Source organism: Zhongshania sp., assembly GCF_041584495.1.
GTDB lineage: Bacteria > Pseudomonadota > Gammaproteobacteria > Pseudomonadales > Spongiibacteraceae > Spongiibacter.
This window is the reverse complement of sequence record NZ_JBFHDY010000097.1, coordinates 1-14,032: the sequence shown is the minus strand read 5'-3', so window position 1 is coordinate 14,032 and position 14,032 is coordinate 1. Positions and strand designations below refer to the sequence as shown.

Annotated in this window: 18 protein-coding genes; 12 read left to right on the top strand and 6 right to left on the bottom strand. The window is 50.4% G+C overall.

Translation table 11 applies throughout. The features are described from left to right. Nucleotides 1-76 precede the first annotated feature (76 nt). The 3 genes from ABYP33_RS14025 to glmS all read left to right on the top strand — a co-directional run bounded on the left by ABYP33_RS14025 (nt 77) and on the right by glmS (nt 3,848). Complete coding sequence (locus ABYP33_RS14025) at nt 77-502, top strand: F0F1 ATP synthase subunit epsilon (protein WP_373091730.1); 426 nt, start codon at nt 77-79, stop codon at nt 500-502. Nucleotides 503-619: 117 nt separating this feature from the next. Further along, nucleotides 620-2,002: a bifunctional UDP-N-acetylglucosamine diphosphorylase/glucosamine-1-phosphate N-acetyltransferase GlmU gene (gene glmU, locus ABYP33_RS14020; protein ID WP_373091728.1), complete on the top strand. Its 1,383-nt coding sequence runs from the start codon at nt 620-622 to the stop codon at nt 2,000-2,002. A gap of 16 nt (nt 2,003-2,018) precedes the next feature. Further along, nucleotides 2,019-3,848, top strand: coding sequence for a glutamine--fructose-6-phosphate transaminase (isomerizing) (gene glmS, locus ABYP33_RS14015; protein ID WP_373091726.1), 1,830 nt, complete (start codon nt 2,019-2,021; stop codon nt 3,846-3,848). Nucleotides 3,849-3,888: 40 nt separating this feature from the next. Here the strand turns inward: glmS and ABYP33_RS14010 are convergent, their stop codons facing one another. After that, nucleotides 3,889-4,086 carry a hypothetical protein gene (locus ABYP33_RS14010; protein ID WP_373091725.1) on the bottom strand — a complete coding sequence of 66 codons (198 nt, stop codon included), beginning with the start codon at nt 4,084-4,086 and terminating at the stop codon, nt 3,889-3,891. 127 nt (nt 4,087-4,213) lie between these two features. Between ABYP33_RS14010 and ABYP33_RS14005 the strand changes: the two genes are divergently transcribed. The 3 genes from ABYP33_RS14005 to ABYP33_RS13995 are packed head-to-tail and all read left to right on the top strand — an operon-like array spanning nt 4,214 to nt 5,128. After that, the gene (locus ABYP33_RS14005; RefSeq protein ID WP_373091724.1) at nt 4,214-4,579 is read left to right on the top strand and encodes an MFS transporter; all 366 of its coding nucleotides are present in this window, start codon (nt 4,214-4,216) and stop codon (nt 4,577-4,579) included. Then, nucleotides 4,548-4,760, top strand: a complete 213-nt coding sequence (locus tag ABYP33_RS14000; RefSeq protein WP_373091722.1) for a hypothetical protein — start codon at nt 4,548-4,550, stop codon at nt 4,758-4,760. Before ABYP33_RS14005 ends, ABYP33_RS14000 begins: the two co-directional genes overlap by 32 nt. Next, nucleotides 4,751-5,128 (top strand): MFS transporter, encoded by a 378-nt coding sequence (locus tag ABYP33_RS13995; RefSeq protein ID WP_373091721.1) that lies wholly within the window; start codon nt 4,751-4,753, stop codon nt 5,126-5,128. The genes ABYP33_RS14000 and ABYP33_RS13995 overlap by 10 nt, the downstream gene beginning before the upstream one ends. Nucleotides 5,129-5,235: 107 nt before the next feature. Here the strand turns inward: ABYP33_RS13995 and ABYP33_RS13990 are convergent, their stop codons facing one another. Then, nucleotides 5,236-5,832: a hypothetical protein gene (locus ABYP33_RS13990; RefSeq protein ID WP_373091719.1), complete on the bottom strand. Its 597-nt coding sequence runs from the start codon at nt 5,830-5,832 to the stop codon at nt 5,236-5,238. A gap of 225 nt (nt 5,833-6,057) precedes the next feature. Here ABYP33_RS13990 and ABYP33_RS13985 point away from each other — a divergent pair, with 225 nt between their 5' ends. The 4 genes from ABYP33_RS13985 (at nt 6,058) to ABYP33_RS13970 (ending at nt 9,403) form a co-directional block, all read left to right on the top strand. Then, nucleotides 6,058-6,372 (top strand): co-chaperone GroES, encoded by a 315-nt coding sequence (locus ABYP33_RS13985; protein WP_373091716.1) that lies wholly within the window; start codon nt 6,058-6,060, stop codon nt 6,370-6,372. Beyond that, nucleotides 6,369-8,003: a chaperonin GroEL gene (gene groL / locus ABYP33_RS13980; protein ID WP_373091715.1), complete on the top strand. Its 1,635-nt coding sequence runs from the start codon at nt 6,369-6,371 to the stop codon at nt 8,001-8,003. Before ABYP33_RS13985 ends, groL begins: the two co-directional genes overlap by 4 nt. A gap of 151 nt (nt 8,004-8,154) precedes the next feature. Further along, nucleotides 8,155-9,066: a DMT family transporter gene (locus ABYP33_RS13975; protein ID WP_373091714.1), complete on the top strand. Its 912-nt coding sequence runs from the start codon at nt 8,155-8,157 to the stop codon at nt 9,064-9,066. 79 nt (nt 9,067-9,145) lie between these two features. Continuing rightward, complete coding sequence (locus ABYP33_RS13970) at nt 9,146-9,403, top strand: YkgJ family cysteine cluster protein (protein WP_373091713.1); 258 nt, start codon at nt 9,146-9,148, stop codon at nt 9,401-9,403. 4 nt (nt 9,404-9,407) lie between these two features. Here the strand turns inward: ABYP33_RS13970 and ABYP33_RS13965 are convergent, their stop codons facing one another. The 4 genes from ABYP33_RS13965 to ABYP33_RS13950 all read right to left on the bottom strand — a co-directional run bounded on the left by ABYP33_RS13965 (nt 9,408) and on the right by ABYP33_RS13950 (nt 12,350). After that, nucleotides 9,408-10,022, bottom strand: a complete 615-nt coding sequence (locus ABYP33_RS13965; protein WP_373091712.1) for a TPM domain-containing protein — start codon at nt 10,020-10,022, stop codon at nt 9,408-9,410. Nucleotides 10,023-10,082: 60 nt separating this feature from the next. Continuing rightward, a complete protein-coding gene (locus ABYP33_RS13960; protein WP_373091710.1) occupies nt 10,083-10,811 on the bottom strand; it encodes a YgcG family protein in 729 nt (242 codons plus the stop codon). Further along, on the bottom strand, nt 10,811-11,425 hold the full coding sequence (locus ABYP33_RS13955; RefSeq protein WP_373091709.1) for a LemA family protein: 615 nt from the start codon (nt 11,423-11,425) through the stop codon (nt 10,811-10,813). The genes ABYP33_RS13960 and ABYP33_RS13955 overlap by 1 nt, the downstream gene beginning before the upstream one ends. Before the next feature lie 94 nt (nt 11,426-11,519). After that, nucleotides 11,520-12,350 (bottom strand): RimK family alpha-L-glutamate ligase, encoded by an 831-nt coding sequence (locus tag ABYP33_RS13950; protein WP_373091708.1) that lies wholly within the window; start codon nt 12,348-12,350, stop codon nt 11,520-11,522. Between ABYP33_RS13950 and ABYP33_RS13945 the strand changes: the two genes are divergently transcribed. Next, nucleotides 12,349-12,498, top strand: a complete 150-nt coding sequence (locus tag ABYP33_RS13945) for a hypothetical protein (RefSeq protein WP_373091707.1) — start codon at nt 12,349-12,351, stop codon at nt 12,496-12,498. The two genes, ABYP33_RS13950 and ABYP33_RS13945, sit on opposite strands and share 2 nt — an antisense overlap. Before the next feature lie 218 nt (nt 12,499-12,716). Beyond that, on the top strand, nt 12,717-13,172 hold the full coding sequence (locus tag ABYP33_RS13940) for a hypothetical protein (protein ID WP_373091706.1): 456 nt from the start codon (nt 12,717-12,719) through the stop codon (nt 13,170-13,172). The last annotated feature ends 860 nt before the right edge of the window (nt 13,173-14,032 follow it).

Sequence of the window (14,032 nt, the reverse complement as noted above, 5' to 3'; positions counted from 1 at the left end):
CCATCGAAGAAGCAATCGAGAAAGCGGCTAAACTGTAAGCTCGCGCAAGCGAGCTTTACGCCTGAGAGGCTAAAATATGGCTATGACTATTCATTGTGACATCGTTAGTGCTGAAGCAGAGTTGTTTTCTGGTCGCGCTAAGCTGATCGTTGCAAACGGTACCCAGGGTGACTTGGGTGTGACTTATGGTCACGCGCCGTTGCTGACATCGCTTGAGCCCGGCCCAGTACGTATCGTGCAGGACAACGGCGACGAGCTGATTTTTTACGTTTCTGGTGGTTTTCTAGAAGTACAGCCCAATGTGGTGAGTATTCTGGCTGACACCGCTATCCGCGCTGGCGATCTCGACGAGGCTGCGGCAATGGAAGCACAGAAACACGCTCAGCAAGCGATGCTGAATCAGAGTGGTGACATCGACTACTCAAGAGCAGCAGCGCAATTAGCGGCAGCAAGCGCTCAGCTTCGGACATTGCAGCAAATTCGGAAATCACTGAGCAAATAAGGCAAGATTATTGTCTTAAGAAAAAGGGCGACTCCGGTCGCCCTTTTTCGTATCCGCTATTATTTCCCGTTACAATTAAACCGTAACTAAATACAGCGCTGGAATAAGGGCATAGTAATGACATTAGAAGTGGTTATATTGGCTGCTGGTCAAGGTAGCCGGATGCGGTCAACTCTTCCTAAAGTATTGCATCCTATCGCGGGCAAAAGCATGCTTTCCCATGTTATTGACTTAGCCGCTGCCGTCGCAAGTGATAAAACCCATGTGGTAATTGGCCACGGCGCAGATCAGGTAAAACACAGTATTCCTGAACCCGCTATAGCGTGGGCACTGCAAAGTGAACAAAAAGGCACCGGGCATGCCGTCGCGCAAGCGCTGCCAGCAGTAAGTGACAACGCCCAAGTCCTTATCCTTTACGGCGACGTACCCTTAACAACGCCAGAAACCATCCAAAAATTAATTGCCGCTAGCGCCTGCAAGGCCAGTGCAGAGCAAATTACATTGCTTACCGTTGAATTAGGGGACCCCAGTGGCTACGGTCGTATCATTCGCAATAGCGCCGATGGCGTAACTGCGATAGTTGAGGAAAAAGACGCGAGCGCCGATCAGCTCAAAATCCGGGAAGTAAACACCGGCATTATGTGTGTTTCTGCCACTGCGCTAAAACGCTGGTTGCCTAAGCTCAGCGACACCAATGCCCAAGGCGAATACTACCTCACTGATATTATAGCGATGGCGGTCACCGATGGCGTGGTAATAAATGTTTGCCAAGCGACCGAACCCATGGAAGTTCAGGGCGCGAATAACCGTATTCAGCTCGAAGAGTTAGAGCGTTTTTACCAGCGCTGTTATGCCGATAAACTCATGCTTGCCGGTGCCAGCCTAGCTGATGCCAGTCGCATCGACGTGCGAGGAAGCTTAACAACAGGCAATGACGTTTACATCGATATTAATTGTGTCTTTGAAGGCGAAATAATTCTTGGTGATCGCGTCCGTATTGGGCCTAACTGCCATATTCGCGATACCAAAATAGCCAGTAATGCAGAGATCAAAGCAAACTGTGTACTCGAGGGTGCCGTTGTAGGTGCAGATTGTAGCGTCGGCCCCTTTGCTCGCCTGCGGCCGGGCACAATATTGGCGGCAGAGGTGAAAATCGGTAATTTTGTGGAAACCAAAAAGGCCAATATTGGCATTGGCAGTAAAGTAAGCCATCTTAGTTATATTGGCGACGCCGAGATTGGCCGCGATGTTAATGTGGGTGCCGGCACCATCACCTGCAATTACGACGGTGTAAATAAATACCAGACCAACTTGGCTGACGAGGTATTTGTCGGCTCTAATACCGCGCTGGTTGCCCCCGTTAGCGTTGGCAAAGCTGCAACGATTGGCGCTGGCTCGGTTATCACTGGCAATATTGCCGACGGCGAATTGGCCGTAGCGCGCAGTAAACAACGTAATATAAGCGGTTGGCAGCGGCCGAAGAAATTAGCCCGCGATTAAATAAGGAAACCAAAGTATGTGTGGCATAGTCGGCGCGGTCGCGCAACGTGAGGTTCCGGGAATCTTGCTCGAGGGCCTAAGGCGTCTTGAATACCGAGGTTACGACTCAGCGGGTATGGCTGTCATTACCACCGCAGCAGAACTAGATAGCCGTAAAGAAGTGGGTAAAGTTCAAACCTTGGCAGACGCACTCGATAGCGCGCCGTTGCTAGGCCACCTCGGTATTGCTCATACTCGGTGGGCCACGCATGGCCAACCATCGGAAGTAAATGCTCATCCCCATTGCTCCGGTGACATCGCTTTAGTGCATAACGGCATTATTGAAAATCACGCTGAACTGCGGGAGCGCTTAGCCAAACTCGGCTATGTGTTTGTCTCACAAACCGACACCGAAACCGTCGTGCATTTAATGCATTACCACTACCAACAAAGTGGTGATCTATTAACAGCGCTGCGCGATACCATTCCAGAGCTAGACGGTGCCTACGGTTTGGCCGTTATTCACGCCAAGGAGCCTCACCGCCTTATCTGTGCCCGCAAGGGCAGTCCTTTAGTTATTGGTATGGGTATCGGTGAAAACTTTATTGCCTCAGATCAGCTTGCACTACGTCAGGTTACTGATCGTTTTGTGTACCTGGAAGAAGACGATATTGCTGAAATATACACAGATAAATATATTATTCGCGACAGTGATTTTAACTTAGTATCTCGTGACATTACCCAAATAGATACCGCCGCAGAATCGACCGACAAGGGCATTTACCGCCATTACATGCTCAAAGAAATCTACGAACAACCCGCAGTAATTCGACGTTCCTTATTGGCCAGATTAGGCGCCAAAAAAATACTGGCCGAGGCCATGGGCGCGCGCGCCGAAGAGATACTCAAAACCGTTTCATCAATTCAAATCGTTGCCTGCGGCACCAGTTACCACGCGGGTATGGTAGCTAAATACTGGATCGAAGGTCTGGCAGGCGTGCCTTGCCGAGTTGAGGTTGCCAGCGAATTTCGCTACCGGAAATTTAAAGTACAAGAAAATACCTTATTGGTTACCATCTCTCAGTCTGGCGAAACCGCCGATACCTTAGCGGCGTTGCGATTAGCCAAAACCCTTGGCTACTCAGCGTCACTAACGGTGTGCAATGTGGCGCAGAGTTCACTCGTTAGAGAGTCAGATTTGTATCTCATGACCGAGGCTGGCCCAGAGATTGGCGTTGCCTCGACCAAAGCTTTTACCACGCAATTAGTGGCACTGCTGTTTCTAACGGTTGCACTCGGACGTCATCATGATATGACCGAAAATGAAGAAAATGAAATCGTTAGCGCGCTACATCAATTGCCAGATTTACTTACAGAAACGCTAGCTTTAAATTTAAAAATTCAGAAAATGTCTAATGCCTTTGCCGACAAAAACCATGCCTTGTTCTTAGGGCGCGGTGCTCAGTGGCCGGTGGCGATGGAAGGCGCATTAAAGCTTAAAGAAATCTCATATATTCACGCCGAAAGTTATCCGGCAGGTGAGTTAAAGCACGGCCCGCTGGCGCTGGTCGATGCCGATATGCCGGTCATTGCCGTTGCACCCAACGACGTGCTATTAGAAAAATTAAAATCAAATATCGAAGAGGTTCAGGCGCGAGGCGGGCAGCTTTTTGTGTTCTGTGATAAAGCGGCCGGATTTACTGCAGCAAAAGGCATGAACATCATAGAACTGCCCCACGTCAGTGATGTAATTGCACCAATTCTTTACACAATTCCCTTACAACTGCTTTCTTACCACGTTGCTATTTTAAAAGGCACAGATGTCGATCAGCCACGCAATTTGGCCAAATCGGTGACCGTAGAATAAGTATAAAATCAAAACAAGACCAATTACTATTTAGTTGGGCTCAAAGTGTTGGAATACGAACGGTAAATTGCGATCGAAGGCCGAGTACTTGATCTATACCGCTACTTGGGCTGATTAGCTCAAGCGGCAAAGTGTTAGCGGGCAAAGCACCGCTAATCTCCGGCAGTCCAAGGCCCGATATATCTAAAGGCTGAGAAATAATGGGCAGCGGCGGTACGGCACTTACACCGGACGACACGATAATACCGCCATTGAGTATGTAGTTTAAACTTCCGGCTGGATTGGTCAGTGTCGGGCGAAAATCGTTGAGGGAAAATAGCGGGCCGGCCAGCGCGATTAAATCGTGTGATTCGAGTATATTTACTGTGTCGAACGCCGAGCAAGTACCTAAGGGACTGCTCTCTCAGGCAGTGGCACTGAATAATATAAGTTTTAACTTAGCACGTAGCTTAGGGCCGGCCATTGGTGGATTAATCGTGCTTGCCTTTGGCGCAACAGCGGCGTTCGCAGTTAATGCGATCTCATTTATGCCCATGCTGGAATCACTGCGACGCTGGAAGCGCGAACCAGAAGTTTCACGGCTACCGCCAGAGCGCTTGCTGCGATCAATTAATTCTGGGTTGCGCTACGTCTTGAATATGCAGCCTGTACGCCGAGCGATGGGCCGCGTATATACTTATTGCTTGCTTGCTTGCTGGCATGGGGTGGATGATGAGCACCACCGCAATTAGTGTTTTAGTGCAATTGCTGGTACCCCGCTGGGTAACGGGTCGGGCTATCGCCTCTTGCAGCGCATCGTTTACCTTAGGTGTGGCTGTGGGGCGTTGTCGCCAGAGATTACGGCCTTGTACTGGCCTTAGAGGGCGCTGCGGCAGGCTTAGTTTTGTCCCTTTGGGGTTTTTTTGCCGGTAGCCGACCGCAGCGAATCCACCGAGCTAGACGAGCAACTTGCATCTGACCCAGATGTCACATTGGGAATTAGTGGCCGCAGTGGCCCGATTAGTATCGAGCTGCAATATCGTATACCGGAAGAAAAGGCGCGTGATTTTTACAATGTGATGCGTCAACAACAGCAAGTGCGCTCTCGTAACGGTGCTAACGGCTGGTCGATATCTCGCGATATTGCCGATCCAGAGCGCTGGTTAGAGGGCTTTAGTTGCCCAACGTGGCATGATTACCTGCGGTTGCGGGGTGGCGAACAATCGAAGAAAGTGACTTACACCGTCAAGCCGTCAGAATGCATATCGGTATTGAACCCATTAAAGTGTCACGCTGGCTAAACCGGCCATCAGGCTCGGTACGCTGGCGTGATGACGAGGCCTTACATATAGAAGGCTGAGCGACAGGCTAGGCGACGCGACGGGTATGTTGAGCGCACAAAGCCGCGTTAATGTAAAAAATTCGTGTCGGAAATCCCAATGCCCAAGGCGCGCAACTGCGCCGCAACTCTGGGCTCCCGATGTTTTTGCCAGCGCTGATAAAGCGTTAGTACGTCGCCGTCATCAAAAGCGGTCTGCTTTTCACAGGCTTGTGCAATCAACTCAAGTATTCGTGTAAAGCGTGTTGCTAGCTCCGTAAAGATGTGGCGATGTTGCAATTCTGTTTCAGAAAGATAGCTATACGCGCCGCCCCCCATGCCCACAAAATAGTCTTTCTTTAGTCCTCGGCGCTGGTAGTTTTCTGGAAAGAGGGCGCCCATAAACAGCGCCATATCGCCGAGTTGGCGAAGAATTAGGCCGCGCTCGCGAACATTACTAGCCTCATGGGCATCTTTATAAAGTAAGGCGAGGGGACGTATATCAATGCGGCCGTCTTCGTAGCTAAATAACTGGTCGCTGTTACCAAAGCGCGCCAACATATCGCCTATATACCAGAGCGTGTCATCTTGTGGGGGGGGCGACTGCCGTCGGCTAAGCTCCTGTAGTCTAAGGTGAAAATAGCCTGCCAGTTTGTGATTTAGGGATAGGCTTGGGCCGTTTGCCATGCTTGTCTCCACATCCGCTACACCTTTCTCTAGCTATATAAGCAAAAAAACCAATTATAAAAAACCGCTTATTTTAGAAAAAAAAGATATAAAAAAAGTACTTGAAAAATTCAGTTGGGATCCCATTTTGAAAATCAGAAGGAGTGGCCAATCAATAGCCCCTTTCTTCACTCCCTATTGGGAAATAGAAAATACGCTTGTCATTTTTTGTTGGAGGACTAACTCATGAGTATCAAGCCTCTTTATGATCGGGTACTCGTAAAACGGCTTGCCGCTGAAACTAAGAGCAAAGGCGGTATTGTTATTCCAGATAAGTCAGCAGAAAAGCCCACCCAGGGCGAAGTGGTTGCAGTAGGGGCCGGGGCCTTATTGGAGAATGGCCAGCAACGGCCGTTGGCGGTCGAGGTTGGCGACCGGATACTGTTTGGTCAGTACGCCGGAAACGAGGTAAAAATTGACGGTGAGACCTACCTGATTATCAAAGAAAATGAAATCTTTGCCGTTGTAGAACAAGCAGAAATACAGGAGAAAGCAGCATGAGTGCGAAAGTCGTTAAATTCTCAGACGATGCCCGTGAGCGCATGTTGGATGGCGTGAATATTCTCGCCGATGCGGTAAAAGTCACCCTCGGTCCCAAAGGCCGCAACGTTGTACTCGACAAGAGTTTTGGCGCACCGCGGATCACTAAAGATGGCGTTTCAGTCGCGAAAGAAATTGAACTGCAAGACAAGTTTGAAAACATGGGCGCGCAAATGGTGAAGGAAGTCGCGTCGAAAACCGCCGATGTTGCAGGTGACGGCACAACGACGGCCACCGTACTTGCGCAAGCGATCCTGCGGGAGGGGCACAAAGCCATTGCCGCCGGTATGAACCCTATGGATTTAAAACGCGGCATTGACGCTGCCGTGGTCGACGCCACTAGCGAACTCAGCAAAATGTCTAAGCCCTGCAATGACAACAAAGCCATTGGCCAAGTTGCCACGGTATCGGCAAACTGGAATACCGATATTGGTGAAATCCTTGCTCAGGCCATGGACAAAGTGGGTCGCGACGGTGTGGTAACTGTTGAGGAAGGCAAGTCACTCCAAAACGAACTCGAAGTGGTTGAGGGCATGCAATTTGACCGCGGCTACCTCTCGCCTTATTTCATCACCAACCAAGAGAAAATGCAGGTCGAACTCGACAACCCCTATTTGTTGTTGGTAGATAAGAAAATCAGCAATATTCGCGAGCTGCTGCCCATCCTCGAAGCCGTGTCGAAGGCGGGCCGTCCGCTTCTGCTGATTGCCGAGGATATCGAGGGCGAGGCACTTGCGACCCTCGTGGTCAACAACTTGCGCGGTATTCTCAAAGTGGCGGCCGTTAAGGCGCCGGGCTTTGGTGACCGTCGCAAGGCGATGCTGCAAGATATCGCCATTTTAACGGGCGCAACCGTGATCGCAGAGGAGGTTGGCCTCGACCTTGAACACGTTAGCCTAGAGCAATTGGGCAGCGCTAAGCGGGTGGTGATTGATAAGGACAATACCACCGTGGTTGACGGTTATGGCAAGCGTGGCGATATCGACGCGCGCGTCGCACAAATTCGCGCCGAAATCGAAAATTCCAGCTCCGATTACGACCGTGAGAAACTCCAAGAGCGCGTCGCGAAATTGGCTGGCGGTGTAGCGGTAATCAAGGTTGGCGCGGCGACCGAAGTCGAAATGAAGGAGAAGAAGGACCTTGTCGATGACGCCTTTCACGCCACCCGTGCAGCGGTGGAAGAGGGTATTGTGCCCGGTGGCGGCGTTAGCCTAGTAAGAGTCGCTGACGTCTTGCGCAAGGCGGGCGTGAAGGCCGTCAACGAAGATCAGAAGGTGGGGGTTAAAATCGCCTTGCGGGCGATGGAAGAACCCTTCCGGCAGATCGTCAACAACGCCGGTGTTGAGGCCAGTGTGGTGTTAGACAAGATCCGCGCCAACGACAGCGCCGCTTTCGGCTATAACGCCCAAAACGGTGGTTATGGCGACATGTTGGAGTTCGGCATTATTGACCCCACCAAGGTCACCCGCACGGCATTGCAAAACGCGGCGTCGATTGCGGGCTTAATGCTCACTACCGATGCCATGATTGCCGACAAGCCCGCCGACAAAAAAGACGGCGCTGCGCATCCGCAAATGCCTGACTTCGGCTAAAACCATGCCACAGGGGGTGAAAGCCCCCTGTGTTCAGCACTTCAGAACCCACCATATTACCTGAGCGGAGCATTGCGATAAGCTGCGTAAAGTAATTGCACAATCTTGCTGTTAAACTGGCTCGCCTTAATCAAGGCAAGTTTGGCAGACAATGAAAACGCTGTTCCGTAATCCTTTCATCCTTTTAATCGTGGTTGCCCTGCTTTGGGGTGGCAATGCCGTTGCCGGTAAATTGGCAGTTGGCCATGTGTCGCCAATGTTACTCACGTCGTTGCGCTGGTTGTTTGCCTGTGTATTTATTGTACCTTTTGCGTGGCAAGACGCCGTGCGAGAGTGGTCGCTGATTCGCCAACATTGGCTCAGCTTATTTTTGTACGGTGCCTTGGGGTTTACCACCTTCAATGCGCTGTTTTATTGGGCATTAAACTACACCAGTGCAATTAACGTGACCATAGAACAGTCGGCCATGCCGCTGATTGTATTTTTAGGTAATTTTATTTTATTTGGTTTGCGGCCGGTAAAACTGCAAATGCTGGGCTTTAGTTTGACCCTGTTGGGCGTGTTAATCACTGTGGCCCACGGCGACTTAAGCAGCTTATTAAGTTTGGATTTAAATCGCGGCGATGCCCTAATGCTGCTGGCGACCTTGCTTTATGGCGGTTATACCGTTGCTCTGCGTTTTCGGCCACCGCTGCACTGGCGCAGCATGATTATGGTGTTAGCATTTTTTGCGTTTATCTCATCGCTGCCTTTTAGTGCTTACGAATATATGGCCGGTTACACAATAATGCCCGACGCCCGTGGCTTTGGCGTCGTATTGTATATTGCGATATTCCCGTCACTTATCGCCCAGTCCCTGTATATGCGCGGGGTGGATCTAATCGGCGGTAATCGCGCCAATTTATTCATTAATTTGGTGCCGGTATTTGGTTCAGCCTTGGCGGTTGTCATTTTGTCAGAAGAATTTAAGGCCTATCATTTTCTGGCGCTGTGCTTGGTGGTTGGCGGTATTCTCATGGCAGAGCAAGGGGTGAAGAAGTCACTTGCACACAAAGCTGTTTAGCTAATTTTTTATAGGTTCTACTATTAAAGCGATAAATAAAACACTCTCTATCGTCACTGATGCGAGTAAGCCGTCGGCGGTGAGCTGCTCAAGCTGCAAAGCGTCATGTTGTCGTTTGGAGGTGATGCTGATTACTGAGACCGGTGTGCCCGAGCGCTTTATTCAGCGCGATGAATGGGGTGGCGAAGTGATGGCGCGGCTGAGTGATGGCTGGTGTGCGGCACTAGACCGTCACACCATGCTGTGCTCCATTTATGAAAACCGGCCGTTTATCTGTAGGGAGTTTGCGACCGGTTCCTACGAGTGCTTAAACGAGCGCGAAGAAATTAACCATTAAATAATTATAAAATTACTAAATGATTAGGCAATTCATTTTTTTCGCTGGTGGCGGGCAGCTGACGTTTTAACTCAACGCCGCAAGCTTCAATACATTCAACAAAACCTTTGGCGGTATTGCCACTGCGCACTTGCGCGGTAAATTGCTTCACAATGGCCTGCCAATAAGCGTCAGGTATCTTTGCTGAAATTCCCCGATCAACCAAAATTTCCACGTAGCGCTCGGCTTCTGAAACAAAAATTAACATACCGGTTTCACCCTTGGTGTGGTGAAGGTTTTGCTCCAAAAATTGCCGTCGCGCTAAATTGCTGGCTCGCCAAAAACGCACTTGGCGGGGAATTAATCGGTATTGCAAAGCCGGTATTTGAAATAGCAGCGCCAGACCAATAAATAATGCCCACTGACTCAGTATTAGCTGATGAGGGTTAAGCCACGCCGGGTAGTAGTTCACTGCGCCGGGTAGCAGCAGCGCTAGCAAGCTCGCCCAGAGCAGCGGAATATAGCGGTAGTCATCGGCTTGGCGGGCCAGCACCGTGACCAGCTCCGCGTCGGTCTGGCCCTCTACCCGCTGTATGGCCTCGGTGAGTAACTGTTGTTCTTGTTTATTGATTAGCGACATAGTGACATCCATATTAGATTCTAGGTTCAAGGCCTTAGCGGCAGAATGAAGGTGGCTTGGCTACCAGCCGCCAGAGGCACCGCCACCACCAAAGCCGCCGCCACCGCCGCCACCAAAACCACCGCCGCCAAAACCACCGCCGTGGCGACTGCCCAATGCCGCGCCGAGTAGGGCGCCGCCCAAGAATCCACGGCCGCCGCGACCGCCTCCCATCATCATAAAGATAACGGCGAGCAGTAAGAGACCACCAAGTTTTGGCGGAGTCTGCTTTTTCGTTTCCTGGGTTTTGGCAATCGCCGGGGTTTTGCCGTCGATGATAAGCACCATGGCCTCAACCGCCGCTTTCACGCCGCCGTCAAAGTCGCCTGCTTTAAACGCGGGGGTCAGTATTTGCTGAATAATCTGCGCGCTGCGGGCATCGGTAAGCAGGCCTTCAAGGCCATAGCCCACCTCAATGCGCATCTGGCGTTCTTGCTTGGCAATAATGAGCAGGGCGCCATTGTTGGTGTCCTTCTGGCCAATACCCCAGTGACGGCCCAACTGAAAACCGTAGTCGCTAATCTCATAACCCTGTAAGTCGGGCAGGGTCACCACCACAATCTGATTGCCAGTGCGCTGCTCCTGCGCCGCCAACTGCTGATTCAGATTTTGCTCAGTGGCGGCAGACAACAGCTTGGCATTGTCCACCACGCGGCCGCTAAGCTTGGGGAATTCCGGCTCGGCACCGACGGCAGAGAGGCTGAACAGCAGGCTGCATACGAGTATTAAAGGCGTTAGAAATAAGCGCATTAAAAGTTAACCTGGGGCGCTTCTTCCGCCTTGGGTGCAGTGGCTTTAAAGGTTTCGCGCTCTTTTAGCTCGCTATACATCATGCTGTGCCAGATCTTGCCGGGAAAGGTGCGAATCTCGGTGTTGTAACGGCCTACCGCCAGAATAAAGTCGCGACGGGCAACGCTAATGCGATTCTCGGTGCCTTCCAGCTGAGATTGCAGCGCCAGAAAGTTTTGGTTGGATTTTAAATCGGGGTAGCGCTCCTGAATCATCATCAAGCGGCTTAGCGCGCCGCTGAGCTTGGCCTGGGCTGCTTCAAACTGCTGAAGTTTCTCGGGGTTGTCTAAAATGCTGGCATCGACCTGCATCGATGTTGCCTTGGCTCTTGCTTCAACCACCGCAGTGAGGGTTTCCTGCTCCTGCGCGGCAAAGCCTTTCACAGTAGCGACCAAATTGGGAATAAGATCGGCGCGGCGCTGATACTGGTTTTCTACCTGCGCCCAAGCGGCCTTGGCCTCTTCGTCCAAACGGGGAATATTATTAATACCGCAGCCGCTCAGCAGCAAGCTGGCCAAGAGCAATATAACAAGGGTGTGACTGCGACGGGCAAAGGACGATGTAGCTGCTTGCATGATTCAGGCCTCAAAGAACGAACAAGCCTTCATGGTAACACTGTCGGCACACACCTGCAGAGAGGAGCATTTGCTCGTCTCTGCAGGGAGTGTGTTACACCGCGCGGCGCAGACGCATCCTGCCATTGGCGGGCGCTTTGGGGAAGTTCGGCCCCGTTGGCTCCTGTTTGCGCAGTAAATAATCGATAATCGCCTCGCGAATCTTTTGCTCACCGCCCTCAATGCCTTGATTGCCAAACAGGCGATTAAACTCAAACACATAGGGGTGGTCGCCAACCATGGCAATATCAAAACCGGCGTGGTCAATGTCCAGCGTGTGCGCTAAGTGCCGGGCCAGATTCACGGCCTGAGCGGGCACCGCGCTTTGCTCAATCACACCGCCTTTCGCCACGTTATTGTAAAATCCTTGGTCAGATTGCAGCCGCCAGTAAGCGCTCACTACCTGATCACCAATAATAACCACACGGATGTCGCGATTTATGGGCAAGTACTCCTGCACATACAAAACATCGGTTTTTTCCAAATACGCGCGCCATTCGGCACGGTTTTTTATCAACCAAACGCCACTGCCCTGAGACGCCTTGGGAAGCTTGGCAACAAAGGGATGCAGCATAAGCTCCCACAATTCCTCCGCGTTACTGGGGGTATTGGCCCGAATCTCGGTATGGGGCGTATTCGCTGGCGCGACCATCTCAAAGGCGCGAGTCATCTCAATTTTATTGTGACCCAGCAGGTAACTGGCTTGGCTGGGGAATACGCGCGCTTTAAGGCCGTAAATCAAGGCGTTGAGCTGCCAATACTCGGGGTATAAAACCCAATCGGCGGCGCTGATCTCCTCGCGGTGCTTAAAAATTTGCTCGGGTTTTAACTGCTTAGTGTCGTTAAAGCCAAGGGTGCGGAAAATATCGAATGAAATCCAAGCCATGATTGACTACAGAAGAATTGAGGAGCGCCTTTTTAAGGTCAAAATGGATTTTCGTCAAGCCTTGGTGGTTGGCATTTATTGGCTTTGGCACAGTGCATCACGCCACTGGAATGGTGTGTGGACATTTACCGGAAAAGTGCTTAAATAGGGCTAGAATCTGCACATCAGCACCAGGCTACAATAGGGAAATACTAGGAATGGATCAGACGACTAAGGATGGTTGGTTTTCAATGGCTACAGTAGATACAGGTGTTCTAAAAACAATCCCCAATAATAGATGCCACCACCGCAAAGCGGCTCAGCCCAACGGACGTTTATATGTCGTGCTGCGCACAACAGATAAACGCTAAGTAGTTATAACTCACGATGACTATTGCGCGAACTGATAAAGCTGAGATTGCGGACGAGATGCTCGACGCTGCAATCGAGCAATTCTTTGAAGGCCGCTATTTCGCCGCTCTCAATCTCTCTGGGGTCGCACAAGAAATCTACGGAAAGCTAGTGCGGTTGGCAGGGCTGCAAGATCAAATTCAAGAAACCATTCACTTCGCCAACGAAATCGCAAAGCTGCAGGGTGGGCCCGAAGTGACAGTAAAGGAATGGAAGAAAATTGCTGGGGAGCAGAAGAACGGCATCAAGCACTTTGATTCCGAAACAGATCGCTATATAGATATGGACGCCCAGGATGAGGCTCGGTCAATGATCGGAGATGCTGTGTCAGAGAAAGACAAGCTGGGACGTGCTAATACAAAGAACACAGACAGGTTTTACGAATTCGCGCGTGTATGGAGCGTCAAAAATGTGCATATACGTGAGTCATAACAAGTGCTTCTAGCGCGACGTCCTCGCCTTCGGCTCGGCCGCGCTTGAAGCACGGCGTTACGCTTTCAGGCATTTGCGATGATTGAAGAGATTTTATGTATGTTTGAAACCTATCAGACATTCTTTACGGGGTTACTTGGCTTTTTGGGTGTCATAAATTATAGGGGTCAGAGCCCTTTTTTCTTCAGCGTTACAAGTATCCACAAGGAAGAGGCATGATCAAAATTACTTTGCTAATTTTTATATCAATATCCATGATTGGTTGCACTACTAAGCCACAACAAACCTGGTCGCTTCTTGATAATAACGCTTCAAATATTTATATAAATCAAGATTACACACAGATTCGGATGACTCTGCCATCTGATAGAATGCCTAAGAAGTTTTCGCCTGATCAAATACGGAAAATTATTGCATCTTATGCTTACCACTTAAAATGCAGCCAGCCAGAATTCAGCGTAGACATTAAGTCTCCATCTACGGATTTATATGCAATTTGTTCAAGCTTGAATTAAAGGGGTCAGAGCCCTTTTTTCTTTTTTGATTGGCTGGGATGACTGCGCATTGACGCTTTGCTAGTCTGATTTGGTCAAAGTTGTTTCAGGGAAGAAACGATGCCTAGAAAGCCACGCTATTATTTACCGGGAGTACCTGTTCATATAGTTCAGCGAGGTCATTCTCGAGAACCAATATTTTTTGAAGATCAGGACTATGCGACGTAGAGGGTGTTCAAAACTCTGTGTCAGCCTAACGGATGCTATAAGTTGATATGATCATCCAATCTCTCCGGGAAGTGAATGGTCAGCTGAGATAGCGTCAGATTCCAGTTTTGAACCGGGTGTGTCCACCGCTCGGAGGCT

Bases quoted from the DNA above. Each gene is read 5' to 3' on its own strand.
- ABYP33_RS14025 (WP_373091730.1), top strand. From the start codon at position 77: ATGGCTATGACTATTCATTGTGACATCGTTAGTGCTGAAGCAGAGTTG.
- ABYP33_RS13985 (WP_373091716.1), top strand. From the start codon at position 6,058: ATGAGTATCAAGCCTCTTTATGATCGGGTACTCGTAAAACGGCTTGCC.
- ABYP33_RS13965 (WP_373091712.1), bottom strand. From the start codon at position 10,022: ATGTCGCTAATCAATAAACAAGAACAACAGTTACTCACCGAGGCCATA.
- ABYP33_RS13975 (WP_373091714.1), top strand. From the start codon at position 8,155: ATGAAAACGCTGTTCCGTAATCCTTTCATCCTTTTAATCGTGGTTGCC.
- ABYP33_RS13960 (WP_373091710.1), bottom strand. From the start codon at position 10,811: ATGCGCTTATTTCTAACGCCTTTAATACTCGTATGCAGCCTGCTGTTC.
- ABYP33_RS14000 (WP_373091722.1), top strand. From the start codon at position 4,548: ATGGGGTGGATGATGAGCACCACCGCAATTAGTGTTTTAGTGCAATTG.
- ABYP33_RS13945 (WP_373091707.1), top strand. From the start codon at position 12,349: ATGATTGACTACAGAAGAATTGAGGAGCGCCTTTTTAAGGTCAAAATG.
- ABYP33_RS13940 (WP_373091706.1), top strand. From the start codon at position 12,717: ATGACTATTGCGCGAACTGATAAAGCTGAGATTGCGGACGAGATGCTC.
- glmU (WP_373091728.1), top strand. From the start codon at position 620: ATGACATTAGAAGTGGTTATATTGGCTGCTGGTCAAGGTAGCCGGATG.
- ABYP33_RS13990 (WP_373091719.1), bottom strand. From the start codon at position 5,832: ATGGCAAACGGCCCAAGCCTATCCCTAAATCACAAACTGGCAGGCTAT.
- glmS (WP_373091726.1), top strand. From the start codon at position 2,019: ATGTGTGGCATAGTCGGCGCGGTCGCGCAACGTGAGGTTCCGGGAATC.
- groL (WP_373091715.1), top strand. From the start codon at position 6,369: ATGAGTGCGAAAGTCGTTAAATTCTCAGACGATGCCCGTGAGCGCATG.
- ABYP33_RS13950 (WP_373091708.1), bottom strand. From the start codon at position 12,350: ATGGCTTGGATTTCATTCGATATTTTCCGCACCCTTGGCTTTAACGAC.
- ABYP33_RS13955 (WP_373091709.1), bottom strand. From the start codon at position 11,425: ATGCAAGCAGCTACATCGTCCTTTGCCCGTCGCAGTCACACCCTTGTT.